21 protein-coding genes are annotated in these 25,396 nt (G+C 53.6%); 12 read left to right on the top strand and 9 right to left on the bottom strand.

Annotated elements, in window-relative coordinates; all coding sequences use genetic code 11:
* Positions 1–5 precede the first annotated feature (5 nt).
* From oadA to citS, 3 genes are all read right to left on the bottom strand, one after another.
* Positions 6–1,775, bottom strand: coding sequence for a sodium-extruding oxaloacetate decarboxylase subunit alpha (gene oadA / locus J1G48_RS18745; RefSeq protein WP_000150408.1), 1,770 nt, complete (start codon positions 1,773–1,775; stop codon positions 6–8).
* A gap of 16 nt (positions 1,776–1,791) precedes the next feature.
* A complete protein-coding gene (locus J1G48_RS18740) occupies positions 1,792–2,031 on the bottom strand; it encodes an oxaloacetate decarboxylase subunit gamma (RefSeq protein WP_001001154.1) in 240 nt (79 codons plus the stop codon).
* A 158-nt stretch (positions 2,032–2,189) separates the two neighbouring features.
* Entirely contained in the window at positions 2,190–3,530 is a 1,341-nt protein-coding gene (citS, locus tag J1G48_RS18735) for a citrate/sodium symporter CitS (protein ID WP_000183602.1), read from the bottom strand.
* Positions 3,531–3,774: 244 nt separating this feature from the next.
* On the opposite strand from citS, the gene citC reads away from it, so the two are divergent.
* The 10 genes from citC to caiF all read left to right on the top strand — a co-directional run bounded on the left by citC (position 3,775) and on the right by caiF (position 15,901).
* On the top strand, positions 3,775–4,818 hold the full coding sequence (citC, locus tag J1G48_RS18730; protein WP_001181446.1) for a [citrate (pro-3S)-lyase] ligase: 1,044 nt from the start codon (positions 3,775–3,777) through the stop codon (positions 4,816–4,818).
* 29 nt (positions 4,819–4,847) lie between these two features.
* On the top strand, positions 4,848–5,141 hold the full coding sequence (gene citD / locus J1G48_RS18725) for a citrate lyase acyl carrier protein (protein WP_000691461.1): 294 nt from the start codon (positions 4,848–4,850) through the stop codon (positions 5,139–5,141).
* Positions 5,138–6,007 (top strand): citrate (pro-3S)-lyase subunit beta, encoded by an 870-nt coding sequence (citE, locus tag J1G48_RS18720; protein WP_001247804.1) that lies wholly within the window; start codon positions 5,138–5,140, stop codon positions 6,005–6,007. The genes citD and citE overlap by 4 nt, the downstream gene beginning before the upstream one ends.
* Positions 6,008–6,017: 10 nt before the next feature.
* Entirely contained in the window at positions 6,018–7,538 is a 1,521-nt protein-coding gene (citF, locus tag J1G48_RS18715) for a citrate lyase subunit alpha (protein WP_000665573.1), read from the top strand.
* The gene (gene citX, locus J1G48_RS18710; RefSeq protein ID WP_000679050.1) at positions 7,538–8,089 is read left to right on the top strand and encodes a citrate lyase holo-[acyl-carrier protein] synthase; all 552 of its coding nucleotides are present in this window, start codon (positions 7,538–7,540) and stop codon (positions 8,087–8,089) included. The genes citF and citX overlap by 1 nt, the downstream gene beginning before the upstream one ends.
* Positions 8,067–8,975, top strand: coding sequence for a triphosphoribosyl-dephospho-CoA synthase CitG (gene citG / locus J1G48_RS18705; protein ID WP_001103238.1), 909 nt, complete (start codon positions 8,067–8,069; stop codon positions 8,973–8,975). Before citX ends, citG begins: the two co-directional genes overlap by 23 nt.
* Before the next feature lie 179 nt (positions 8,976–9,154).
* A complete protein-coding gene (dapB, locus tag J1G48_RS18700) occupies positions 9,155–9,976 on the top strand; it encodes a 4-hydroxy-tetrahydrodipicolinate reductase (RefSeq protein ID WP_000544036.1) in 822 nt (273 codons plus the stop codon).
* Positions 9,977–10,837: 861 nt separating this feature from the next.
* Entirely contained in the window at positions 10,838–11,986 is a 1,149-nt protein-coding gene (gene carA / locus J1G48_RS18690) for a glutamine-hydrolyzing carbamoyl-phosphate synthase small subunit (protein ID WP_000597280.1), read from the top strand.
* An 18-nt stretch (positions 11,987–12,004) separates the two neighbouring features.
* Positions 12,005–15,232, top strand: a complete 3,228-nt coding sequence (gene carB, locus J1G48_RS18685) for a carbamoyl-phosphate synthase large subunit (RefSeq protein ID WP_001126310.1) — start codon at positions 12,005–12,007, stop codon at positions 15,230–15,232.
* Between the two features lie 273 nt (positions 15,233–15,505).
* On the top strand, positions 15,506–15,901 hold the full coding sequence (gene caiF, locus J1G48_RS18680) for a carnitine metabolism transcriptional regulator CaiF (RefSeq protein WP_000333324.1): 396 nt from the start codon (positions 15,506–15,508) through the stop codon (positions 15,899–15,901).
* Between the two features lie 77 nt (positions 15,902–15,978).
* Here the strand turns inward: caiF and caiE are convergent, their stop codons facing one another.
* The 6 genes from caiE to caiT form a co-directional block, all read right to left on the bottom strand.
* A complete protein-coding gene (gene caiE, locus J1G48_RS18675) occupies positions 15,979–16,575 on the bottom strand; it encodes a carnitine operon protein CaiE (protein WP_000122863.1) in 597 nt (198 codons plus the stop codon).
* 109 nt (positions 16,576–16,684) lie between these two features.
* Positions 16,685–17,470 carry a crotonobetainyl-CoA hydratase gene (caiD, locus tag J1G48_RS18670; RefSeq protein WP_000004387.1) on the bottom strand — a complete coding sequence of 262 codons (786 nt, stop codon included), beginning with the start codon at positions 17,468–17,470 and terminating at the stop codon, positions 16,685–16,687.
* A 53-nt stretch (positions 17,471–17,523) separates the two neighbouring features.
* Complete coding sequence (gene caiC, locus J1G48_RS18665) at positions 17,524–19,077, bottom strand: crotonobetaine/carnitine-CoA ligase (RefSeq protein WP_000355818.1); 1,554 nt, start codon at positions 19,075–19,077, stop codon at positions 17,524–17,526.
* A 62-nt stretch (positions 19,078–19,139) separates the two neighbouring features.
* Positions 19,140–20,357 (bottom strand): L-carnitine CoA-transferase, encoded by a 1,218-nt coding sequence (gene caiB / locus J1G48_RS18660; RefSeq protein ID WP_001016213.1) that lies wholly within the window; start codon positions 20,355–20,357, stop codon positions 19,140–19,142.
* Positions 20,358–20,468: 111 nt separating this feature from the next.
* Positions 20,469–21,611, bottom strand: a complete 1,143-nt coding sequence (gene caiA / locus J1G48_RS18655) for a crotonobetainyl-CoA dehydrogenase (RefSeq protein ID WP_000347134.1) — start codon at positions 21,609–21,611, stop codon at positions 20,469–20,471.
* A gap of 34 nt (positions 21,612–21,645) precedes the next feature.
* The gene (gene caiT, locus J1G48_RS18650) at positions 21,646–23,163 is read right to left on the bottom strand and encodes an L-carnitine/gamma-butyrobetaine antiporter (RefSeq protein WP_000787073.1); all 1,518 of its coding nucleotides are present in this window, start codon (positions 23,161–23,163) and stop codon (positions 21,646–21,648) included.
* Positions 23,164–23,643: 480 nt separating this feature from the next.
* On the opposite strand from caiT, the gene J1G48_RS18645 reads away from it, so the two are divergent.
* Both J1G48_RS18645 and J1G48_RS18640 read left to right on the top strand, forming a co-directional pair.
* Positions 23,644–24,414, top strand: a complete 771-nt coding sequence (locus tag J1G48_RS18645) for an electron transfer flavoprotein FixA (RefSeq protein WP_000692192.1) — start codon at positions 23,644–23,646, stop codon at positions 24,412–24,414.
* 15 nt (positions 24,415–24,429) lie between these two features.
* Positions 24,430–25,371: an electron transfer flavoprotein subunit alpha/FixB family protein gene (locus J1G48_RS18640; protein WP_001032200.1), complete on the top strand. Its 942-nt coding sequence runs from the start codon at positions 24,430–24,432 to the stop codon at positions 25,369–25,371.
* Positions 25,372–25,396: the final 25 nt, after the last annotated feature.

Raw genomic sequence — 25,396 nt, 5'->3', positions numbered from 1 at the left:
CTCCGTTACGCCAGCGTCATCAGGGTGTCGCCCACGGAAACCGCGTCCCCGGACTTCACCGCGATACCGCGTACCGTCCCGGCCTGCGCGGCGCGGATTTCGGTTTCCATCTTCATGGCTTCCAGAATCAGCAGCACATCGCCTTCGGCCACTGTCTGGCCTTCGGTGGCAATCACCTTCCAGATGTTGCCCGCCAGCGGCGCGGTGACCGGGGTGCCGGCGCCTGCCGGGGCGGTGGCAGGAGCAGAAGAGGCAGCAGGTGCAGCCGCAGTGAGCTGGCTGATATCGCCGCCGTCGCTGACCTTCACCACAAAGGCTTTGCCTTCCACTTCCACGGTGTAGATACCGGAAGCGGCAGGCTTCTCTGCTTTTGTCACCGGCTGCGCGGCTTCCGCCTGCGGCAGTGGCTCAAACGCCGCCGGGTTGTGGCGGTTTTCGAGGAATTTGAGGCCGATTTGCGGGAACAGCGCCACGGTGAGCACGTCGTCGATGGCGTTTCCCGCAAGCTGAATCCCCTTCTCCTGCGCCTGGCGCCTGACGTCCGCTTCCAGTTCAGCCAGTTCCGGCTTCAGCAGGTCTGCCGGGCGGCAGGTCACCGGAGCGCCTCCTTCCAGCACGCGGGCCTGTAACGCGGCGTTCACCGGCACCGGGGTGTGGCCGTATTCGCCTTTCAGAATGCCCGCCGTTTCTTTGGCAATGGTCTTGTAGCGTTCGCCCGTCAGCACGTTGAGCACCGCCTGGGTGCCGACAATCTGTGAGGTGGGGGTCACCAGCGGAATAAAGCCGAGGTCCTCGCGCACGCGGGGGATTTCCGCCAGCACCTGGTCGAGTTTGTCCGCCGCGTTCTGCTGCTTCAGCTGGCTTTCGAGGTTAGTGAGCATTCCGCCCGGCACCTGCGCCACCAGGATGCGGCTGTCGTAGCCTTTCAGCTGGCCTTCAAAGGCGTGGTACTTTTTGCGCACCTCGCGGAAGTACGCGGCGATATTTTCCAGCTTCAGGATATCCAGCCCGGTGTCATGCTCAGTACCTGCCAACGTCGCCACCAGCGCTTCGGTGGCCGGGTGGCCGTAGGTGGCGCTCATGGACGAAATCGCCGTGTCCACGCCGTCAACACCCGCCTCGATAGCCTTCAGCAGGGCCATCTCCGCCATCCCGGTGGTGGCGTGACAGTGCAGGTGCAGACGTACGTCGTAGCGTTTTTTGATTTCGCTCACCAGCTCAAAAGCGGCCATCGGGGTGAGAATGCCGGACATATCCTTGATGGCAATCGAGTCAACGCCGGTTTCCAGCAGTTGCTCTGTTAAATCCAGCCAGGTCTGCAGGGTGTGCGCCGGACTGGTGGTGTAGGAGAGCGTGCCCTGGGCGTGCGCCCCGTGGCTACGTACCGCCTGCAGGGCGGCTTTCATATTGCGCGGGTCGTTCATGGCATCGAAGACGCGGAACACGTCCATGCCGTTTTTGACGGCGCGTTCGACGAAGCGTTCCACCACGTCATCGGCGTAATGGCGATAACCGAGCAGGTTCTGGCCGCGCAGCAGCATCTGCAGTGGGGTTTTGGGCATGGCTTTTTTCAGTTCGCGCAGGCGCAGCCACGGGTCTTCGCCGAGAAAGCGGATACAGGCGTCAAAGGTGGCGCCGCCCCAGCACTCCAGCGACCCGTAGCCCACGTCATCGAGCGCGGCGGCAATCGGCAGCATGTCATCAAGGCGCAGGCGGGTGGCGAACAGAGACTGGTGGGCGTCACGCAGGACGACGTCGGTAATGGCAATGGTCATGGATCCCTCCGGGAAATTAAACGTGGTGGCGGTGATGGTGAATGGCGGCGGCAATCACCGGCTTTAAGCGGGTGAAGTCGTCCACGACGGGAACGGCACGCGGTGCGGGCGCGGCGACGGGTTCCGGGAAGAAGCGAGTAATCACGGCGGACATGCCGCGGATGGCAAAGATGAGCAGGAACAGAAAGCTCAGTACGAACCCCATCCCTAAAAACATCAGGGTGAAACCTTCACCCAGTAGTACAGCTTCATTCATGAATCATTTTCCATAATGAGAGGCACGACGGTGGCCTTGACGACAACCTTCCTGGTGAATCCGGCTAAGGAGTAGAGTGGATTTCCCTTGGCCACCTCTGGCTTTGGCCTCTACTTTTCTCCAGGTCGTTTGCTGCCAAGACACCGCCGTGCGTTTTTTTACACCATCATGCTGAACACGATGCTAGCGATAACCAGCACAATACCGCCGCCCAGACGAGAGGAAATTTGTGCATATGAAATGAGGTTCATACGGTTACAGGCGGAGAGCACTTCCAGATCGCCGGAGCCGCCGCGGTTGGCCATACAAAGACCCGCAGTAATGGATGATTCAATCGGGTAGAAGCCAATCAACCAGCCCCCGATAGCTGCGCCAACGACTGCGCCGACCACAATGATTGCGGCGATAACTACGTTCGCGAACGTCAGGGCATCGATAATCTCTTGCAGATCGGTGTAGCAAACACCCACACCGACCATCAGCACCCACAGCAGTTGTTTGGAGAAGAAGTCAGAAAGACGTTTCGCCCCGGCTTTAATCTCCGGTGAGCAAAGACCTGATGCGTTCAGCGCAGCAACAATCAGAACCATCCAGGCGAAGTAGTGAATAGAGACGCCGCCGATGCTTGGCAGAATTTTCTTGGCAACAACATAGGCCAGCAGGAAGCAGGTGGTGGATAACACCATGCCAACCGCCGTTTCACGATGGGTAATCTGACCGGCCTTTTCATCATCTTCGGTTTTGAAGGAAGCCTTACGAACCAACTCACCTTCACCGCTAAGCCAGGTGTATTTTTTGCCTATCATATCGAGGAGGGCGGCGAAAATAATGGCGAAGATATTCGCAATGGTCAGAATAGCAATAGCCGTTGAGTAATACTCTTCGCGAGAACGTCCGGTAACCGAGTGATAAATTTCAGACAGAGGCACGGCGCCCGCGCCGTTACCACCGCCCATAATCGGCAGAACGTACAGCATCATGATACGGTCGACCGGGATACCGAAGCACAGACCAATGACGATACCGAAAAGGGACGCGCCGACAATCCCGGCGAGGATGGTTGGGATATAGCCCAGCAGTGATTTTAATAGCAGCTTACGGTTTACCGACAGGATCGCGCCTGTGATCAACACTGCGATAAACAGGTTAAGGAAGTTGCTTTTATCCATTACGTTGCTGATCGCATCAATTTCTTTCTGCGTAAATATGCCAGCATAGACAAAATAAGCTGCAACCAGAAATATCATAACCGGTGCGCCGCCAATATATTTATTGAAGATCGGTAAACGTTTGCCGATTTCACCAAAAATGGCCCCCATCACAAACATAAGGGCAAAACCACCGACTAAGTCAGTCGGTATAGCATTATAAAAATGAGAAAGTAATAAAGTAATTAATGCAAAGGCATAAAGCGGTAGCGGCATACCAAAGATTTTGAATCTGAGTAAATCGCTAGCCCCCTTTTTCTCCGTCGCCGAAGCTTGGGTCATGTTGGTCATAAACATTTTCCTGTGTATTGATGGGTAACAAGACCCGCGCATACTAATAAATTCAATGAACCATGAGATGTGACTATCTTCACTGAATGGTTGTGTTTTTAATTAATTTAATTATTTTTATTAACTCTGGTTAATTAAGGAAATAAAAACCATAAAGCTTATAAAAGCAAGGGGGAAAGTGTGATGTCTATTCCAGACGAGTAATACAAACGCTGGCGAAATATGCGACGTTATTTGCTGACGGATGCAGAATAGAGTGAATCTAATATTTAAACGCATTTATTTGCAAAAGGATGTATTGCGTCGCGAGTCGGTCGCCATGTTTCTGGAGGGCGTGGGACTAGCCCTGGAAGACGATTGTGAAATCGCGGTATGCGCATATTGGCAGGGTGAGATAGTCGGGTGCGGTTCTCTGGCCGGGAACGTACTGAAATGCATCGCCGTTTCCCCGGTTTTACAAGGGGAAGGGCTCAGCCTCAAACTGCTGACCGAGCTGCTTACATTGGCCTACGAGTTAAACCGCAGCGAGCTTTTCCTGTTCACTAAGCCGCAAAATCGGTTGCTGTTTTCTGGCGCGGGGTTTTGGCCCATTGCGCAGGCAGGTGAGCTGGCGGTGTTAATGGAGAACAGCAGTGAACGGTTAGCGCGCTTTTGTCGCCAACTGGCGCTTTATCGTCAACCGGGAAAAACGATCGGCGCCATCGTCATGAACGCCAATCCGTTTACATTGGGCCACCGTTATCTGGTGGAGCAAGCGGCTGCGGCCTGTGACTGGTTGCATCTGTTTGTAGTCAAAGAAGATGCTTCATTTTTTTCCTATACCGACCGTTGGGCGCTGATCGAACAAGGAATCGGGGGCATTGACAACGTCACGTTGCATTCCGGCTCCGCTTATATGATCTCGCGTGCGACGTTTCCCGGCTATTTCCTCAAAGAAAAAGGGGTTGTGGACGACTGCCATTGCCAGATCGATCTGCAACTCTTCCGTGAACATCTGGCTCCAGCGCTGGGGATTACCCATCGTTTTGTCGGCAGTGAACCGTTTTGTCCTCTGACCTGTGCCTATAACCAGCGAATGCACGACATTTTACACGATCCGAAGCGCAGCGGCCCGGTTATTGAGGTCGTCGAGCTGGCGCGGGTGGAGAAAAACGGCGCGGCTATTTCCGCCTCTCGCGTCAGAAAACTGTATAGCGAACGTAATTGGCCGGCAATAAGCGCGCTGGTGCCTGCTGGCACCCTGGCATATCTGCAGCGGCATGCCGCCAGACACACTGAAACCATATGACGTAACACCGTTAACAAGGAACATAACTAATGAAAATCATTAAAGATGCCCTGGCAGGCACGCTGGAATCCAGCGATGTGATGATCAGGATTGGTCCATCCAGCGAGCCAGGAATTCGGCTGGAGCTAGAGAGTCTGGTGAAGCAGCAGTTTGGCGCGGCGATTGAGCAGGTGGTTCGGGAAACGCTGGCGAAGCTGGGCGTTGAACGCGCGCTGGTTAGCGTCGATGACAAAGGCGCGCTGGAGTGTATTTTACGCGCCCGAGTGCAGGCGGCGGCGTTACGCGCTGCAGAACAAACGGAAATTCAATGGAGTGCGTTATGAGACCTCGTCGCAGTATGTTGTTTATCCCCGGCGCAAATGCGGCCATGTTGAGCACCTCGTTTGTCTATGGTGCGGACGCGGTGATGTTCGACTTAGAAGACGCCGTAGCGTTACTTGAGAAAGATACCGCCCGTCTTTTGGTTCATCACGCGCTTCAACATCCGTTCTATCAGGATGTTGAAAAAGTGGTGCGCATTAATCCACTGAACACGCCGTTTGGTCTGGCCGATCTTGAGGCCGTCGTGCGTGGTGGCGCGGATATCGTGCGTCTGCCGAAAACCGACAGCAAAAACGATGTGCTGGAGCTGGAAGCGCAGGTTGAACGGATCGAACGTGAATGTGGACGTGAAGTCGGCAGTACCAGGCTGATGGCGGCGATCGAATCAGCGAAAGGCGTGGTCAATGCCGTCGACATCGCCACCTCCAGCCCGCGCATGGTGGCAATTGCGCTGGCGGCATTTGATTACGTGATGGATATGGGCACCAGCCGGGGCGATGGCACCGAGCTGTTCTACGCCCGCTGCGCAGTGCTGCATGCGGCGCGCGTTGCGGGTATTGCCGCCTATGATGTCGTTTGGTCGGATATCAATAATGAAGAAGGCTTCCTGAAGGAAGTGCAGTTGGCGAAAGGGCTTGGTTTTAACGGTAAGTCCTTAGTGAACCCACGTCAGATTGAGCTGTTACATCAGGCTTATTCTCCGACACGTAAAGAAGTTGAGCATGCGTATGAGGTGATTGCCGCCGCTGAAGAGGCTGAGTCTCGCGGTCTGGGCGTCGTTTCACTCAACGGCAAAATGATTGACGGCCCGATTATCGACCACGCGCGCAAAGTGGTGGCGCTGTCGGCTTCCGGTATTCGTGATTAAGGAAGGAACCATGAAAGAGACTGTAACCATGCTCAACCAGCAATATGTCGTACCGGAAGGATTACAGCCCTACCAGGGGGTAACAGCGAACAGCCCGTGGCTTGCCAGTGAAACGGAAAAGCGTCGGCGTAAAATTTGTGACTCGCTTGAAGAGGCTATTCGTCGTTCCGGGCTTAAAAATGGCATGACGATATCCTTCCACCATGCGTTTCGTGGTGGCGACAAAGTTGTCAATATGGTGATGGCGAAGCTGGCGGAAATGGGATTCCGCGATCTGACGCTTGCCTCCAGCTCATTAATTGATGCCCACTGGCCGCTTATCGAACACATTAAAAATGGCGTGGTGCGGCAGATTTACACCTCCGGGCTGCGCGGCAAGTTAGGGGAAGAGATCTCCGCTGGCCTGATGGAAAACCCGGTACAGATCCACTCTCACGGCGGCCGCGTAAAACTGATTCAGAGCGGTGAGCTGAATATTGATGTCGCTTTCCTCGGCGTGCCGTGCTGCGATGAATTTGGTAATGCGAACGGCTTTAGCGGCAAGTCACGCTGCGGCTCTTTGGGATATGCGCAGGTTGATGCGCAGTATGCTAAATGTGTGGTGCTCCTGACTGAAGAGTGGGTCGAATTTCCCAATTATCCGGCCAGTATCGCGCAGGATCAGGTTGATTTGATCGTACAGGTGGACGAAGTAGGGGATCCGGAAAAGATCACCGCGGGCGCGATTCGTCTGTCCAGCAACCCGCGTGAACTGTTGATCGCCCGGCAGGCGGCTAATGTGATCGAACACTCAGGTTATTTTTGTGACGGTTTCTCGCTGCAAACCGGCACCGGTGGCGCATCTCTGGCGGTCACCCGTTTCCTGGAAGACAAAATGCGTCGCCACAACATTACGGCGAGTTTTGGCCTGGGCGGGATCACCGGCACCATGGTGGATCTGCATGAGAAAGGGTTGATCAAAGCGCTGCTGGATACGCAATCATTCGATGGCGATGCAGCCCGTTCGCTGGCGCAGAATCCACATCATATTGAAATCTCAACCAATCAATACGCGAACCCCGCCTCTAAAGGCGCGGCATGCGAACGCCTGAATGTGGTGATGCTGAGCGCGCTGGAAATTGACGTGAATTTCAACGTTAACGTGATGACCGGTTCAAACGGCGTACTGCGTGGCGCATCGGGCGGCCATAGCGATACGGCAGCAGGGGCCGATCTCACCATTATTACCGCACCGCTGGTCCGTGGCCGAATCCCATGTGTGGTGGAAAAAGTGCTGACTACCGTCACGCCTGGGGCAAGTGTTGATGTGCTGGTTACCGACCATGGTATTGCAGTGAACCCTGCGCGTCAGGATCTGCTTGATAACCTGCGTGCTGCGGGCGTGGCGCTGATGACCATCGAACAACTGCAACAGCGCGCTGAGCAACTGACCGGTAAACCGCAGCCGATTGAGTTTACCGATCGGGTGGTGGCTGTGGTGCGTTATCGCGACGGTTCAGTGATTGACGTGATTCGCCAGGTTAAAGGCTGATGAAGGGCACAGACCTGCTGTACCAGGGCCAGGCAGTTACGCTGGAGGAGATGCTACAAGCGCGCGATAAACGTGCCGCCAGGCAGCGTCAGGCGTTGAACTGCTATCGGCTACCGTTGATTTCCCTCACGCTGGTTGCACCGGGCGCCGTTAAAAACTCAGCGGTCTGGCGGCGTGTCGCCGATTACGCAATTGCCGAAATACTGGCGCTTTGCGAACAGAAGGAGTGGGTCAACGTCTGGGAAATGCAGGTAAATGAACGCAGCGGCCCGGAATGGATGGCAGCGGTCTGTGCGCCGGCAATGGCGTTGAAACAGCACATGTCGACACTAGAGATGAGCCATCCGTTAGGGCGGCTTTGGGACATCGACATTATTGATAGCGACGGTAAGTCGCTATCACGCCGTGAACTCGGGCATCCTGCCCGGCCATGTTTGATATGCCAGCAGGATGCTCATCTCTGTGCCCGGGGCAAGCATCACACCCTTGACCTTTTGTTGGATGAAATTGCACGAAGGATTGAATGCTATGAACGTGAGCGTTGTGACTGAACGGCGTACGCCAGCGTACTCATCGCTGGCGGCTGGCGAACTTAATGGGTTGGTTGCAAGAGCGCTGCTGACGGAAGCCAGGCTGACACCAAAACCCGGTCTGGTCGATATTCGTAATTCGGGAGCGCATAGGGATATGGATCTGGCGGCATTTGAACGTAGCACTACCGCCATTGCTCCGTGGATGGAAAAGTTTTTTATCATGGGCAACAACACGGCGGCGCTGGCGGCAGAAAATGTCCTGGTGATGCTGCGTCCGCTGGGGATGGCCTGTGAGAACGATATGCTACAGGCGACCAATGGTGTGAATACCCATCGCGGGGCGATTTTCGCTTTTGGCCTGCTGAGCGCAGCGATTGGCCGACTTCTCGCGCGGGGAGAACCGTTGGAGCAAAATCGTATCTGCGACCAGGTTGCTCGCCTGAGTCGGAATATTGTTGCCCACGAGCTCTCAGCAAAAAAAGCGGGAAAACTGACAAAGAGTGAAACCCATTTCCAGTGCTATGGCCTGTCGGGCGCGCGGGGAGAAGCGGAAAGCGGTTTTCGAACCGTCAGAACGCAGGCTTTGCCGGTGTTTAACCGGGTCGTGCAGGAGCATGACGATACCCATCTTGCCCTACTGCAAACATTGTTGCATCTGATGGCGTGGAATGATGATACCAATCTGGTGTCGCGGGGAGGCCTGGAAGGGCTTTACTACGTGCAGCAGCAGGCACAAAAATTGTTGTGGCAAGGGGGCGTATTGGTTGAGGGGGGCATTGAAGCGATGCAGTCCCTCGATGATGAACTCATCCTGCGTAACTTAAGCCCTGGCGGTAGCGCGGATTTACTGGCAGTGACCTGGTTTTTAAGTCATTTTCCTGCCGGTTCCCTCTATCCTGAGTAAGTTTCTCTTCTTTCATTCTCTCCAGCAATGATTCATCCTGCGGGATGAATCATGTCTTTTACTGATATCGCTCCCTGTTTATCATTAATTTCTAATTATCGGCGATTTTAGATGGCGGCCTCCGGGCGCGCTGGTTACTCTGAAAACGGTTTACGCAATTTTTACAAAAGAGAATAGCTATGCATGAAGCACAAATCCGCGTCGCCATTGCCGGCGCCGGTGGCCGCATGGGACGGCAGTTAATCCAGGCCGCCATGGCGATGGAAGGTGTTCAGCTGGGTGCCGCGCTGGAGCGCGAAGGCTCTTCCTTGCTGGGCAGCGATGCTGGCGAACTGGCAGGGGGGGGAAAGTCCGGCGTGATCGTTCAAAGCAGCCTTGAGGCGGTAAAAGATGATTTTGACGTTTTCATCGATTTTACCCGTCCGGAAGGCACGTTGACGCATCTGGCGTTTTGCCGCCAGCATGGTAAAGGGATGGTGATTGGTACTACCGGCTTTGACGACGCCGGTAAACAAGCCATTCGCGAGGCGTCACAAGAGATTGCGATCGTTTTCGCCGCAAACTTTAGCGTCGGCGTTAACGTCATGCTCAAGCTGCTGGAGAAAGCCGCGAAGGTAATGGGCGACTATAGCGATATTGAAATTATTGAAGCGCACCACCGCCATAAAGTGGATGCACCGTCGGGTACGGCGCTGGCAATGGGCGAGGCAATCGCCGGGGCGCTGGATAAAAATCTGAAGGACTGCGCGGTCTACTCGCGTGAAGGTTATACCGGCGAGCGCGTACCGGGCACGATTGGCTTTGCGACCGTTCGGGCGGGCGACATCGTCGGCGAACATACCGCGATGTTTGCCGATATTGGCGAGCGCGTAGAGATTACGCATAAAGCTTCCAGCCGCATGACGTTTGCAAATGGCGCGTTGCGATCGGCGTTATGGCTAAAAACGAAGAAAAATGGGCTATTTGACATGCGGGATGTGCTGGGGCTGGATGTATTATAGCGACTAAATACCTTCGTGATGTGGTTGTGGTAATCAAGATTAATTGATTACAAAGGGCAATATATTATTGCCCTTTTGTTTTTGCCCCCCGGTTATTCGGTCAGATAAATAACGCCTTTCACCATTCATGTTTCGACAGTTTCTTCTCCCACGACATGTTCTGCCGCAGTGGCTTACCGTATGCAAAAGGCACCTCGACCAGACTGATAAGACTGATATCCATTGGGGGGTTAGTGCTGTTCCACGGGATCGTTTTATCTATTTTGCTTCAATAAGTTAGCTTTTTTATGCTGTAGTGAGGCTGTTTGTGGTCCAATCGTATGCGCCTGTCTTAAAGAAAAAGAAGTTAGATATTAATATCTAAATTGGAGTTATCATTATATTGTCTTAACTTGCTGTTTTTTGTGATTTTATGATACGTTTGATTTGATTTTTTCTTTTTATAACAAGTTGATTTTTAAGTTATTTTTGTTGTTAATTTGCTTAATTTTGAATTATTATTAATTTAATAACATTAATGGCTATTAAATGGATTTTTATCGTTGTTTTTTGTTGTTTTAATGTGAAATTTGACCATTTGGTCCACTTTTTATCATGACAGCCAGTTTTTTGCGAACTCAAGGAAGCGCAAGCGTTTTCTATCGTCACTTAGTTGATCTTTTTGCCTCTTAAACAGAATAACTTACTTATAATGTGCAAAATAACATAAAAAATACCCGCTTTAAGTTGACTTTTATCCGGCTTAACTTCAGAATGCCGCCGTTTGCCAGAAATCCACGGGTAAGCAAATTTGCATTGCTTCATACTGACTGAATGAATTAATATGCAAATAAAGTGAGTGAATATTCTCTGGAGGGTGTTTTGATTAAGTCAGCGCTATTGGTTCTGGAAGACGGAACCCAGTTTCACGGTCGGGCCATAGGGGCAACAGGTTCGGCGGTTGGGGAAGTCGTTTTCAATACTTCAATGACCGGTTATCAAGAAATCCTCACTGATCCTTCCTATTCCCGCCAAATCGTCACTCTTACTTATCCCCATATTGGTAATGTCGGCACCAATGAAGCCGATGAAGAATCTTCTCAGGTTCATGCGCAAGGTTTAGTGATTCGCGATCTGCCGTTGATTGCCAGCAACTTTCGTAACACAGAAGACCTCTCTTCTTACCTCAAACGCCATAACATCGTGGCGATTGCTGATATCGATACCCGCAAGCTGACCCGACTGCTGCGTGAGAAAGGCGCACAGAACGGCTGCATCATTGCAGGCGATAGCCCGGATGCGAAGCTGGCGCTGGAAAAAGCGAAAGCATTTCCTGGACTTAACGGTATGGATCTGGCGAAAGAAGTGACCACGGCGGAAACTTACCGCTGGACGCAGGGTAGCTGGACGCTGAAAGACGGTTTACCGGAAGCGAAATCTGAGGATGACCTGCCGTTCCATGTGGTGGCCTATGATTTCGGCGCGAAGCGCAACATCCTGCGTATGCTGGTGGATCGCGGCTGCCGCCTGACGGTGGTGCCAGCGCAAACCTCTGCTGAAGAGGTGCTGAAAATGAATCCGGACGGCATCTTCCTGTCAAACGGCCCTGGCGACCCGGCTCCGTGCGACTACGCGATTACTGCTATTCAGAAATTCCTCGAAACCGACATTCCGCTATTTGGCATCTGCCTCGGTCATCAGCTACTGGCGCTGGCGAGCGGTGCGAAGACCGTTAAGATGAAGTTCGGCCATCACGGCGGCAACCATCCGGTAAAAGATATGGACAGAAACGTGGTAATGATCACCGCGCAGAACCACGGCTTTGCGGTGGATGAAGACTCGCTGCCCGCCAACCTGCGCGTGACCCACAAGTCGCTGTTCGACGGCACCCTGCAGGGTATTCATCGTACCGACAAACCGGCGTTCAGCTTCCAGGGCCACCCGGAGGCGAGCCCCGGCCCGCACGATGCGGCGCCGCTGTTCGACCACTTTATCGAGCTTATTGAGCAATACCGTCAGTCCGCGAAATAATCAGGAGTAATAAGAGCCATGCCAAAACGTACAGATATAAAAAGTATCCTGATTCTGGGCGCGGGCCCGATTGTTATCGGTCAGGCGTGTGAGTTTGACTACTCCGGCGCTCAGGCGTGTAAAGCCCTGCGCGAAGAAGGCTATCGCGTCATTCTGGTGAACTCCAACCCGGCCACCATCATGACCGACCCGGAAATGGCCGATGCCACCTACATCGAGCCGATTCACTGGGAAGTGGTGCGCAAAATCATTGAAAAAGAGCGTCCGGATGCGGTGCTGCCAACCATGGGCGGCCAGACGGCGCTGAACTGCGCGCTGGAGCTGGAGCGTCAGGGCGTACTTGAAGAGTTCGGCGTCACCATGATTGGCGCCACCGCCGACGCCATTGATAAAGCCGAAGACCGTCGTCGCTTCGATATCGCGATGAAGAAAATTGGTCTCGACACCGCGCGTTCCGGTATCGCGCACACCATGGAAGAAGCGCTGGCGGTTGCCGCTGACGTGGGCTTCCCGTGCATCATCCGTCCGTCCTTTACCATGGGCGGCACCGGCGGCGGTATCGCTTACAACCGTGAAGAGTTCGAAGAAATCTGCGAACGCGGTCTGGACCTCTCGCCAACCAACGAGCTGCTGATTGATGAATCGCTGATCGGCTGGAAAGAGTACGAGATGGAAGTGGTGCGTGATAAAAACGACAACTGCATCATCGTCTGCTCTATCGAAAACTTCGATGCGATGGGCATCCATACCGGCGACTCCATCACCGTGGCCCCGGCACAGACGCTGACCGACAAAGAATACCAAATCATGCGTAACGCCTCGATGGCGGTACTGCGTGAAATCGGCGTCGAAACTGGTGGTTCTAACGTCCAGTTCGCCGTGAACCCGAAAAACGGCCGTCTGATCGTTATCGAAATGAACCCGCGCGTCTCCCGCTCCTCGGCGCTGGCGTCGAAAGCCACCGGTTTCCCGATTGCCAAAGTGGCGGCCAAACTGGCGGTGGGTTATACCCTCGACGAGCTGATGAACGACATCACCGGTGGCCGTACGCCGGCGTCGTTTGAGCCGTCTATTGACTACGTTGTCACCAAAATTCCGCGCTTTAACTTCGAGAAATTCGCCGGTGCCAATGACCGTCTGACCACTCAGATGAAATCGGTCGGGGAAGTGATGGCGATTGGTCGCACGCAGCAGGAATCCCTGCAGAAAGCGCTGCGCGGCCTGGAAGTGGGCGCCACCGGTTTCGACCCGAAAGTGAGCCTCGACGACCCGGAAGCGCTGACCAAAATCCGCCGCGAGCTGAAAGACGCGGGCGCAGATCGTATCTGGTACATCGCCGATGCTTTCCGTGCGGGCTTGTCTGTGGATGGCGTCTTTAACCTGACCAACATTGACCGCTGGTTCTTGGTACAGATTGAAGAACTGGTGCGTCTGGAAGAGAAAGTGGCTGAAGTCGGGATTACTGGCCTCAACGCCGACTTCCTGCGCCAGCTGAAACGCAAAGGCTTTGCCGATGCGCGTCTGGCGAAACTGGCGGGCGTGCGTGAAGCGGAAATCCGCAAACTGCGTGACCAGTATGACCTGCATCCGGTCTACAAGCGTGTGGATACCTGCGCGGCGGAATTCGCCACCGATACCGCCTACATGTACTCCACCTATGAAGACGAGTGCGAAGCGAACCCGTCCGTTGACCGCGATAAAATCATGGTCCTCGGCGGCGGCCCGAACCGTATCGGCCAGGGTATCGAATTTGACTACTGCTGCGTACACGCCTCGCTGGCGCTGCGCGAAGACGGTTACGAGACCATCATGGTCAACTGTAACCCGGAAACCGTCTCCACCGACTACGATACTTCCGACCGTCTGTACTTCGAGCCGGTGACGCTGGAAGACGTGCTGGAAATCGTGCGCATCGAGAAGCCGAAAGGCGTTATCGTGCAGTACGGCGGCCAGACTCCACTGAAGCTGGCGCGCGCGCTGGAAGCGGCAGGCGTGCCGGTTATCGGCACCAGCCCGGACGCCATCGACCGTGCGGAAGACCGTGAACGCTTCCAGCATGCGGTTGACCGTTTGAAGCTGAAGCAACCGGCCAACGCCACCGTCACCGCCATTGAACAAGCGGTTGAGAAGGCGAAAGAAATCGGCTACCCGCTGGTGGTGCGTCCTTCTTACGTGCTGGGCGGCCGGGCGATGGAAATTGTCTACGACGAAGCCGACCTGCGTCGCTACTTCCAGACCGCGGTCAGCGTCTCTAACGATGCGCCGGTACTGCTGGACCGCTTCCTTGATGACGCGGTTGAAGTGGACGTGGACGCTATCTGCGACGGCGAAATGGTGCTGATTGGCGGTATCATGGAGCACATCGAGCAGGCGGGCGTACACTCCGGCGACTCCGCCTGTTCCCTGCCGGCCTACACGCTGAGCCAGGAAATTCAGGACGTGATGCGCCAGCAGGTGCAGAAGCTGGCCTTCGAGTTGCAGGTGCGCGGCCTGATGAACGTGCAGTTTGCGGTGAAAGACAACGAAGTCTATCTGATTGAAGTTAACCCGCGTGCGGCGCGTACCGTACCGTTCGTCTCCAAAGCCACCGGCGTGCCGCTGGCGAAAGTGGCGGCGCGCGTAATGGCCGGCAAATCGCTGACCGAGCAGGGCGTGACCCAAGAAATTATCCCGCCGTACTACTCGGTGAAAGAAGTGGTGCTGCCGTTCAACAAATTCCCGGGCGTTGACCCGCTGTTAGGGCCAGAAATGCGCTCCACCGGGGAAGTGATGGGCGTGGGCCGTACCTTCGCGGAAGCGTTCGCTAAGGCGCAGCTGGGCAGTAACTCCACCATGAAGAAACAGGGCCGTGCGCTGCTCTCCGTTCGCGAAGGCGACAAAGAGCGCGTGGTGGACCTGGCCGCTAAGCTGCTGAAACAGGGCTTCGAGCTGGATGCTACCCACGGTACGGCGATTGTGCTGGGCGAAGCCGGTATCAACCCGCGTCTGGTGAACAAGGTGCACGAAGGTCGTCCGCACATTCAGGACCGCATCAAGAATGGCGAATATACCTATATCATCAACACCACCGCAGGTCGCCGGGCGATTGAAGACTCCAGGGTGATTCGCCGCAGCGCGCTGCAGTACAAAGTGCATTATGACACCACGCTGAACGGCGGTTTTGCCACGACGATGGCGTTGAATGCCGATGCCACCGAGAAGGTAACTTCGGTGCAGGAAATGCACGCGCAGATCAAAAAGTCGTAAACCAAGGGTCCGGCGGATATTGCTCTAACCGGACCTGTAATATAATGTTGAAAGGGTTTCTGTAAAGAAACCCTTTTTTTATCTTGCGTAAGGTCATTCCTGGAGAAGTCCGTTTCCGTAACCACATTTTCAATGTAATAAGCACGATATTGCTCACACTAATCAATATTTAAGTCGCATACTATCTTGCATATCCACAATTTTAATATGGCTTAGTTTTTATTAGTTTGGACAGGCCGTAGCCAGATTTTTAATTTGTGAAATGGTGTGCTTATGTGTGAAAAATATGTTGAAAGACCGCTTTATTTGTTAATTGCTGACTGGATGATGGCAGAGAACCGATGGATCACTGCCAGGGAGATTTCCCGTCAATTTGATATTGAACATTGCAAAGCAATTAATACGCTCTCCTATATTCTGTCAGAAGTGGGGGAAATTGTTTGTGAAGTGAAGATGATCCCTAACCAAATTGCAGGACGAGGCTGCCAGTGCCAGCGTCTGGTGAAAGTCGTGAGTATCGACTCTCAACTCTATCGCCGATTGAATCATAATTTGCAGGAAAGAAAAGTGAGCGTGGCGAAAGCGCCGCGACTGTCTGCCGTTCCCCCCACAGAGCTAAACCGTGAGCAGAAATGGCAGATGATGCTGTCAAAAAGTATGCGTCGCTAATTGTCTGTTTAACCTGATGGCGGGGTAAACGGTAATTGACGCGTAGGCCGGATAAGCGTGAGCGCATCCGGCATCAATTACTGTGCTGATTTTGGCTTCACGTCCGTCGTGCCTTTCAGGCGCGGCCGGTTTTCTTCGACCTGCGTTAACGGCTTCGTTTCAGATAACCCCGTTCGACAACGGATCGCAAGATCCTGATATTCTTTGGTATTGAGGCGTTTCCAGTGCAGCTCCTGGTCCGTAACCTGGCGTAGTACGCGCGCAGGTGACCCCACCAGCAGTTGCCTTGCCTCACCCTGAAATCCGGCTTTGACAAAACTCATGGCGGCGACAATGCTCTCTTCGCCAATCACTGCGCCGTCCATAATGACGCTATTCATGCCGACCAGGGCGTCCCGTCCCACCACGCAGCCATGTAGAATAGCGCCGTGGCCGATATGGCCGTTTTCATGCACGATGGTATCGGTATCGCAGTAGCCATGCATAATGCAGCCATCCTGCAGATTAGAGCCTGCCTCCAGGATCAGGCGACCATAATCCCCACGCAATGACGCGAGTGGGCCAATATAAACACCGGCGCCCACGATGACATCGCCAATCAGCACGGCGCTGGGATGGACAAACGCGTCCGGATGCACCACCGGGATCAGTCCTTCAAAGGCGTAATAGCTCATAGTTGTACCTCGGTTTTTTTGCCGGATGGCGGTGTAAACACCTTATCCGGCCTACGGTTGCGCATGTGCTGTAGGCCGGATAAGCGAAGCGCCATCCGGCATAGTCACATTAACGACCTTTCCACACCGGATCGCGTTTTTCGGCAAATGCCTGCGGTCCTTCGAGCGCATCTTCTGAATGCAGTACCGACGGATAATGCTTCAGCACGCCGCTGCGGATGTAGCGGTAGCCTTCTTCTACCGGCATTTCGCTGGTCGCGCGATAAATCTCTTTCAGCGCCGCGATAGCCAGCGGGGCGCTATTGACCAGTTGTTGCGCCAGTTCGCGCGCGCTATCCATCAGTTCGCTCTGGCTGACAACGCGGTTCACGACTCCCCAACGCAGCGCTTCTTCGGCGCTCATTCGTCTGCCGGTCATTACCATTTCGTTGACGATAGCCGGTGGCAGCAGCTTAGGCAGACGCAATACGCCGCCGCTGTCAGGCACGATGCCTAGCTTTGCTTCCGGCAGCGCGAAGCTGGCGTTTTCGGCGCAGACAATAAAGTCCGCCGCCAGCGCCAGCTCAAAACCGCCGCCAAACGCGTAGCCGTTCACCGCGGCGATAACCGGCTTATCGAGGTCAAATATTTCGGTTAAACCAGCAAAGCCGCCGGAACCAAAATCAGCATCCGGCGCTTCACCTTCCGCTGCCGCTTTTAAGTCCCAGCCAGCAGAAAAGAATTTCTCCCCGCCGCCGGTAATGATTGCTACGCGTAATTCCGGATCGTCACGGAAATTAAGAAAAGCTTCACCCATTGCAAAGCTGGTTTTGGCGTCAATGGCATTCGCTTTAGGTCGGTCGAGGGTAATTTCCAGGATCGGGCCGTTACGGGTCAGATGTAATGACTCACTCATAGTTCATCTCCAGATAAATAGTTTCCCGGCGGGATGGATTCCTGCCGGAAGGTTTATTTCAGATTTTTTTTGATTATTTTTCCTGAACAGTTGCGCGGCAGGTCGGTTCTGATCTCCATAAAAGAGGGAACCTTGAATTTCGCCATATTGTTTTCGCAAAAGCTGAAAAACTCGGCTTCGCTTAATGTTTCACCTTCATTAAGGACGATAAACGCTTTAATGGCCTCATCACGGATCGCGTCTTTAATACCAACCACCACAATGTCCTGAATTTTCGGATGTGCAGAAATAATATTTTCCAGCTCGACGCAGGAGACATTTTCCCCGCCGCGTTTAATCATGTTGCAGCGTCTGTCGACAAAATAGAAATAGCCATCCTCATCCTGGTAACCCGAATCACCGGTATGTAACCAGCCCTCTGGTTCCAGCGCCCTGGCGGTTGCCTCCGGCTGCATGTAATACTCTTTGAAGATAGTCTTGCCGGGGATGCCTTTAATACAGATTTCGCCAATTTCTCCGGCGGGCAGCGGGCGATTTTGATCGTCACGGATTTCGGCTTCATAGCTAAATCCCACGCGGCCAATGGAGGGCCAGCGTCGTTTGTCTCCGGGACGGTCGCCGATAATACCGACGATGGTTTCAGTCATACCGTAGGAGGTCAGCAGCCTGACGCCAAAGCGTTCGGTAAAATCGTCTTTTTCCTGCTCGGATAAATTGAGATAGAACATCACTTCGCGCAGGTGATGCTGCCTGTCCGTTGGTGCGGCGGGCTGGACCATCAGCGTGCGGATCATCATCGGAATGCACTCGGTCACCGTCGCCTGATATTTACGTACCTGATCCCAGAATGCCCGGGCGCTGTACTTTTCCAGGAGCACAAAGGTGCTGCCGGCGGAAAAGGCTGGCATTGCGGCGGTACACTGGCAGTCGATATGAAAAGCGGGCATCACCGTCATGTACACGTCATCATCGCGCAGGGCGATTTGCCAGGCAGAGTAGTAGCCTGCAAAACGCAGGTTATAGTGGGTAATCACCACCCCTTTTGGACGCGAGGTGGTACCGGAGGTAAACAGAATTTCCGCCGTATCGTCAGTGGATAACGCGGGCGTATAGCACAGCGTGGCCGATTGACGTGCTTGCAGTTGGGAAAAGTGGCTCACGCCATCGTCAGCCGGAAGCTGCTCGCCAATCAGACAGATATGATTAAGCGGAGTGCTATTGTCCTGGCGTATTTCACGGTACATAGGATAAAACTGGACGCTGGTAACCAGCAGACTCACCTGGCTGTTTTGCAGGATCCAGGCGCTTTCTTCGCCCAGTAAGCGGGCATTAATCGGTACCATAATAGCGCCGATTTTTGCCAGTCCAAACCAGCAAAAGATGAATTCCGGACAGTTATCCAGATGCAGCGCGACCCTATCACCCTTGCGGATCCCTAAGGAGTAAAAAAGGTTCGCCGTGCGGTTAATCTCTTCATTGAGCGAAGCATAGCTAAACTGCCGAACGATTCCCTCACAGGATTCGAAAATTAACGCCGTTTTATCTCCGTACACCCCGGCCAGGTCGTCCCACATCTGACGTAAGTTTTGTCCGCCAACGATATCCATATTGCTTTATCCACTGAAATCAGGCGTGAGCGCTAACCGGAAAACCGATTAGCGCATCGCGTTTAATCCTCAACTTTGGCCAGGCCTTTGCCGACCAGTTCCTTAATATCTGCTTCGCTATAACCAATGTTTTTCAGAATGGCGGCGGTATCCATGCCGTGTGACGGCATGCCACGCCAGATTTTCCCCGGGTTGTTTTTAAATTTCGGCATGATGTTCGGCCCTTTACAGGTGCGACCGTCCATTGTTTGCCACTGAGTAATCGATTCGCGGGCAACGTACTGCGGGTTACCTTCCAGTTCCGGAATGGTGAGCACCTTCGCACAGGCGATATTCAGCTCAGCAAAGCGCGCCTGAACTTCGGCGATAGTGTGTGTTGCCAGCCAGGCGTCCAGTTTCTCTTCGACGAGCGGGCCGTAAGGGCATTCCACGCGATGGATGAGCTGCGTGCCTTCCGGAACTTCCGGCGTACCAAGAATATGGGCCAGGCCAATATCTTTAAAACACTCGTTGATTTGCGTGATGCCGACCAACTCCATGACGATGTAACCATCGGCGCATTTATACAGGCCGCAACCAGCGTAGTAGGGGTCTTTCCCTTTCGTCATACGTGGACAGATTTCGCCGCCGTTGAAGTAGTCCATCATGAAGTACTGACCCATGCGCAGCATCACTTCGTACATGGCGATATCGATGCTTTCACCTTTACCCGTTTCGCGTACTTTGTGCAGGGCCGCCAGCGCGGCTGTCGTCGCGGTCATCCCGGAGAAGTAATCGGCGGTATACGGGAAGGCTGGCATCGGCTGATCAACGTCGCCGTTTTGGATCAGATAACCACTGAATGCCTGCGCGATGGTGTTATACGCCGGAAGATTGGTGTACTCCTCGGTACCATACTGGCCGAAGCCGGAAAGGTGGGCAATGACCAGTTTCGGGTTATGTTCCCACAGCACTTCATCAGTAATACCACGGCGGGCAAAGGCCGGGCCTTTACTGGCTTCAATGAAAATATCGGTAGTTTCCATCAGTTTCAGAAACGCTTCCCGACCTTCATCTTTGAAAATATTCAGCGACAGGGCGTGCAGGTTGCGGCGTGAGAGCTGCGGGTAGTTAGGCTGTACGCGGATGGTATCGGCCCATGCGACGTTTTCAATCCAGATAACCTCGGCGCCCCATTCGGCGAACATCTGTCCGGCGAATGGACCGGCGATTTCGATTCCTGAAAAAACAACGCGTACCCCAGCAAGCGGGCCAAAGGTTGGCATTGGTAAATGATTCATCATTTTTCTCCTGGCATTTTTTGCGGTATGTAGGCCGGATAAGCACAGCGCCATCCGGCATGATTGCCTGATGGCGACGCCCCGCGTCTTATCAGGCCTACAAGGGATCAATTAGCGGTATTGCTTAAGTACCGCACGACCCAACGTCAGGATCTGCATTTCATCAGAACCACCAGAAACACGGTCAACGCGCAGGTCACGCCAGAAACGCGTGATGCGGTGGTTGCCCGCGATACCAACACCTCCCAGTACCTGCATGGCGGTGTCTACCACTTCAAACGCGGCGTTGGCGCAGAAGTATTTGCACATTGCCGCGTCGCCGGAGGTAATCGTGCCGTTATCCGCTTTCCACGCGGCTTCCAGCAGCATATTTTTCATGGAGTTCAGTTTGATCGCCATATGCGCAAACTTCTCCTGAATCAGCTGGAAACGGCCAATAGCTTCACCAAACTGCACGCGCTGATTCGCGTAACGCGCAGCGTCTTCAAAAGCGCACATTGCGGTACCGTAGTTGGTCAGCGCGACGAGGAAGCGTTCATGGTCAAACTCTTCTTTCACGCGGTTGAAGCCGTTACCTTCCCGACCGAACATGTCTTTCTCGTCCAGTTCAACGTCGTCAAAGGTGATTTCACAGCAGCTATCCATGCGCAGACCGAGTTTCTCCAGTTTGTTGACCTTGATACCCGCTTTGCTCATGTCCACAAACCACTCGGTGTAAACCGGTTTATCCGGCGATGCACCGTCTCTCGCCATGACCACGATGTACGGGGTATAGGCGCTACTGGTGATAAAGCACTTACTGCCATTAAGATAAACCTTACCATTTTTGCGTGTATAAGTGGTTTTCAGACTACCAACATCCGATCCCGCTCCCGGTTCGGTGATAGCAGAGTTCCACATCTGCTTACCGGTGCCCCGGAACGCCATGATTTTATCAATTTGCTCCTGAGTCCCTTCACGCAGGAAAGTGTTAAAACCTCCTGGCAATTGGTACAACACGTAAGTTGGCGCGCCAAGACGTCCCAGCTCCATCCAGACGGCGGCGACGGTAACAAAACCCGCTTCCAGACCGCCGTGTTCTTCCGGGATCAGCAGGCTATCAATACCCATATCCGCCAGCGCTTTTACAAAACGCTCAGGGTAGACGCTGTCACGATCGCACTCGGCAAAATAAGCTTCCCAGTTCTCACTGGCCATCAGTTCGCGAATACCGGCGACAAACAGCTCCTGTTCGTCATTTAAGTTGAAATCCATCTTTCAGCCTCTTGATCAATTGGGTTAATAAGAATTACTTGTCTTTCCAGTGCACCTTGGCGTCTTTAATAAAGGACAGCGTCACCATAATGTTGACGAAGAACAGCGGACATCCTCCGGCGATAATCGCGGTCTGAATCGGCTTCAACCCACCCAGCGCCAGCAGAACGATACCGATGATGCCGACCAGCACTGACCAGCCGATACGCACTAACAGAGGCGGCTCTTCACCATCGCGAACTTCACGACAGGTCGACATCGCCAGGGTGTAAGAGCAGGCGTTAATCAGCGTGACGGTGGCAATAAAGCAGAGGATGAAGAAGCCCCACATGGTGGCGGTGCTGAGCGGCAAGGCGGCCCAGGTTTCGATAATGGCGCGCGCCACGCCGTGTTGCTCAATCAGTTGCGGAATGTTGAGGATGTTTTTATCCATCAGCAGCAGCGTGTTGCTGCCCAGCACTGTCCACAGGATCCAGGTAGACGCGGTCAGACCCATCACCATCCCGAAGCACAGTTCACGTACGGTACGACCACGGGAAATACGGGCCAGGAAGATACTCATCTGGATGGCGTATATAACCCACCACGCCCAGTAGAAAACGGTCCAGCCCTGTGGGAAGCCGCCTTTACCGATGGCGTCGGTATAGAACAGCATCCGTGGCAGATGCATTAACAGCATCCCGACGGAGTCGGTGAAGTAGTTCATGATGAAGCTGGCGCCGCTGACGATAAACACCCAGCCGAGCATCAGGAAGCTCAGGTAGCTACGCACATCGCTGGCGATTCTGACCCCTTTTTGCAGGCCGCAGGCCACGCAAATCGCGTTCAGAATGATCCAGCAGGTAATGATGATGGCATCCAATTGCAGCGTATGCGGAATACCGAACAGCCATTGCATACACTCGGTGACCAGCGGGGTAGCCAGACCGAGGCTGGTGCCCATCGCGAAGATCAGCGCCACCAGGTAGAAGTTATCGACGATGGTACCGAACAACCCTTTCGCATGCTTTTCACCGACGAGCGGTACCAGCGTGGAGCTGGGGCGGATGACATCCATCTTGCGTACAAAGAAGAAGTAGGCGAAGGCCACAGAAAGGAAGCTATAGGTTGCCCACGGCAGCGGCCCCCAGTGGAACAGGCTGTACGCCAGGCCTATCTCTTTCGCGCCCGTGGAATTTGGTTCCAGGCCGAACGGCGGGGTGGAGATATAGTAGTAGATCTCAATAGAGCCCCAGAACAGAACCGCAGCGGATGTACAGGAGGCGAACATCATGAAAATCCAGCTGGCGGTGCTAAACTCCGGTTTTTCGTCACCTAATCTCTTTTTGGCATAGGGGCCAAAAACCAGCCAGAACCAGCCGAAGAGCATGACGACCATATACCATTCAAATGCCCAACCCCAGACGTTGGTGACATAACTGAATACCGCATTAATAACGACGTTAGCGGCATCAAGATCTCTGACTGTTAGCCAGCAAAGTATCCCGACAATTATTAATGGCGGAAAAAAAACCTTCGGTTCAATTCCCGATTTTTTCTTTTCATTTTTCATAAGTGAATTCCAGTGTGAAAACGAAATTTATTTAGCGTGCCAGTCCATGAACGTTTGTTTATTTATTATTAATGATTTGTTGATAAGTTTTTAACCTCTGGGACGCCTCAATGAGTAACTCATGATGGGTATTCACTTCGGGTGATTCTGTTATCTTCGTCACACTTTTTTGCGTTGATTATTTTGTGTCTAAATTTTGATTTTTGCTTTATTTATCAATTGATTGGTTGTGGTTTTTTAACTTTTTTAAGTATCTGGCGTTCAATATTGTTGAGCCAGCAAACAATATTGAAAATTTTCATATTTGGCATATTTCTTTCAATATTGGTGAGGTGCGTAACACTATTGAAAGTTACGAATATCAATGTGTGACATTTTCAATATTGGTGATTAAGGTTTTATTTCCGAATTAAAGAGCGTGATATCTGTATTTAACACCGCCGATATAAATACGTTTCCTTCATGATTTCTGGAGATGCAATGAAGATAATTACTTGCTACAAATGCGTACCTGATGAGCAGGATATTGCGATTAATAATGCTGACGGAACACTCGATTTCAGCAAAGCGGATAGCAAAATCAGCCAATATGATCTGAATGCAATTGAAGCTGCTTGCCAGTTAAAACAGCAGTTGGGAGACGCTCAGGTTGTCGCCATGAGCGTTGGCGGCAAAGCGCTGACCAATGCAAAAGGGCGCAAAGATGTCCTCTCTCGTGGCCCTGATGAACTGATTGTGGTCATTGACGATCAATTTGAGCAGGCGCTGCCGCAACACACCGCTACCGCGCTGGCCGCCGCGGCGCAAAAATCAGGTTTCGATCTACTTATCTGCGGCGACGGTTCTTCCGATCTTTATGCTCAGCAGGTTGGTTTGCTGGTGGGCGAAGCGCTGAACATTCCGGCGATTAACGGCGTGAGTAAAATCCTCTCTCTTACCGACAGCACATTGACAGTAGAACGCGAACTGGAAGATGAAGTTGAAACGCTGAGCATCCCGCTCCCGGCGGTGATCGCGGTTTCCACCGACATTAACACCCCACAAATCCCTTCGATGAAAGCCATTCTTGGCGCGGCGAAAAAACCGGTTCAGGTCTGGTCGCCTGCGGATATCGGGCTGAACAGCGTATCCGCGTATTCCACACAACAGGTTGCCGCACCGAAGCAGCGCAAGCGTCAGCGTGTGGTGATTGAAGGTGACGGTGAAGAACAAATCGCCGCGTTTGTCGAGAATCTGCGCAAAATCATTTAATTATCAGGGGATGTTATGAACAAATTTTCCAGTGTCTGGGTATTCAGCGATACCCCTTCTCGTCTGCCCGAACTGATGAGTGGCGCGCAGGCTGTAGGTGAAAAAGTTAACGCGTTCGTACTGAACGAAGCGGATAGCGCGACAGCATGTCATTTGGGCGCCGATCATGTCTGGCTGCTCAGCGGCAAACCAGAAGACCGCATGATCGAAGACTACGCTGCTGCGATGGCTGAGACTATTCGTCAGCATAGTGAGGGCGGCGCGGTGCTGCTGCCGAATACGCGTCGGGGCAAGCTGTTGGCGGCAAAGCTGGGCTATCGCTTGTCGGCTGCGGTTTCCAACGACGCCAGCGAAGTCTCCCTGCAGGATGGAAAAGCGGCGGTCAAACATATGGTCTACGGCGGTCTGGCGATAGGGGCAGAAACCATCGCTTCGCCGTTTGCCGTGATCACGCTCAGCAGCGGAACGTTTGACGCACAAGACCCGGACACTTCTCGCAGCGGCGAGATGCATACCGTGCAGTGGCAGGCTCCGGCCACTGCCGTGACCCGCACCGCAACCCAGGCGCGTCAGAGCAACAGCGTTGACCTCGACAAAGCGCGTCTGGTGGTCAGCGTGGGACGCGGCATCGGCAGCAAAGAGAATATCTCGCTGGCCGAAGCGCTGTGCCAGACCATCGGCGCCGAGCTGGCCTGTTCCCGCCCGGTAGCGGAAAACGAGAAGTGGATGGAGCACGAGCGCTACGTCGGTATCTCCAACCTGATGCTCAAACCTGAACTGTATCTGGCAGTGGGGATCTCCGGGCAGATCCAACACATGGTCGGCGCCAACGGCGCGCAGACGATTTTCGCCATCAACAAAGATAAAAACGCGCCAATCTTCCAGTATGCGGATTTTGGCATCGTTGGCGATGCGCTGAAGATCCTGCCTGCGCTGACGGCTGCCTTAGCGCGATAAACCATTTCGGGCAGGATGCGAAGGT

The sequence above is a fragment of the Salmonella sp. SAL-020 genome (assembly GCF_017372215.1).
Classification (GTDB): Bacteria; Pseudomonadota; Gammaproteobacteria; order Enterobacterales; family Enterobacteriaceae; genus Salmonella; species Salmonella enterica.
This window is presented reverse-complemented; position numbering and strand designations above follow the sequence as displayed.

What these genes read in the sequence shown, in the direction of transcription:
- citG (WP_001103238.1), top strand. Translation starts at nt 8,067, where the DNA reads ATGAACGTGAGCGTTGTGACTGAACGGCGTACGCCAGCGTACTCATCG.
- citX (WP_000679050.1), top strand. Translation starts at nt 7,538, where the DNA reads ATGAAGGGCACAGACCTGCTGTACCAGGGCCAGGCAGTTACGCTGGAG.
- citF (WP_000665573.1), top strand. Translation starts at nt 6,018, where the DNA reads ATGAAAGAGACTGTAACCATGCTCAACCAGCAATATGTCGTACCGGAA.
- caiB (WP_001016213.1), bottom strand. Translation starts at nt 20,357, where the DNA reads ATGAATCATTTACCAATGCCAACCTTTGGCCCGCTTGCTGGGGTACGC.
- citD (WP_000691461.1), top strand. Translation starts at nt 4,848, where the DNA reads ATGAAAATCATTAAAGATGCCCTGGCAGGCACGCTGGAATCCAGCGAT.
- J1G48_RS18645 (WP_000692192.1), top strand. Translation starts at nt 23,644, where the DNA reads ATGAAGATAATTACTTGCTACAAATGCGTACCTGATGAGCAGGATATT.
- J1G48_RS18740 (WP_001001154.1), bottom strand. Translation starts at nt 2,031, where the DNA reads ATGAATGAAGCTGTACTACTGGGTGAAGGTTTCACCCTGATGTTTTTA.
- citC (WP_001181446.1), top strand. Translation starts at nt 3,775, where the DNA reads ATGCAGAATAGAGTGAATCTAATATTTAAACGCATTTATTTGCAAAAG.
- caiE (WP_000122863.1), bottom strand. Translation starts at nt 16,575, where the DNA reads ATGAGCTATTACGCCTTTGAAGGACTGATCCCGGTGGTGCATCCGGAC.
- caiC (WP_000355818.1), bottom strand. Translation starts at nt 19,077, where the DNA reads ATGGATATCGTTGGCGGACAAAACTTACGTCAGATGTGGGACGACCTG.
- caiT (WP_000787073.1), bottom strand. Translation starts at nt 23,163, where the DNA reads ATGAAAAATGAAAAGAAAAAATCGGGAATTGAACCGAAGGTTTTTTTT.
- J1G48_RS18640 (WP_001032200.1), top strand. Translation starts at nt 24,430, where the DNA reads ATGAACAAATTTTCCAGTGTCTGGGTATTCAGCGATACCCCTTCTCGT.
- citE (WP_001247804.1), top strand. Translation starts at nt 5,138, where the DNA reads ATGAGACCTCGTCGCAGTATGTTGTTTATCCCCGGCGCAAATGCGGCC.
- dapB (WP_000544036.1), top strand. Translation starts at nt 9,155, where the DNA reads ATGCATGAAGCACAAATCCGCGTCGCCATTGCCGGCGCCGGTGGCCGC.
- caiD (WP_000004387.1), bottom strand. Translation starts at nt 17,470, where the DNA reads ATGAGTGAGTCATTACATCTGACCCGTAACGGCCCGATCCTGGAAATT.
- caiA (WP_000347134.1), bottom strand. Translation starts at nt 21,611, where the DNA reads ATGGATTTCAACTTAAATGACGAACAGGAGCTGTTTGTCGCCGGTATT.
- oadA (WP_000150408.1), bottom strand. Translation starts at nt 1,775, where the DNA reads ATGACCATTGCCATTACCGACGTCGTCCTGCGTGACGCCCACCAGTCT.
- citS (WP_000183602.1), bottom strand. Translation starts at nt 3,530, where the DNA reads ATGACCAACATGACCCAAGCTTCGGCGACGGAGAAAAAGGGGGCTAGC.
- carB (WP_001126310.1), top strand. Translation starts at nt 12,005, where the DNA reads ATGCCAAAACGTACAGATATAAAAAGTATCCTGATTCTGGGCGCGGGC.
- caiF (WP_000333324.1), top strand. Translation starts at nt 15,506, where the DNA reads ATGTGTGAAAAATATGTTGAAAGACCGCTTTATTTGTTAATTGCTGAC.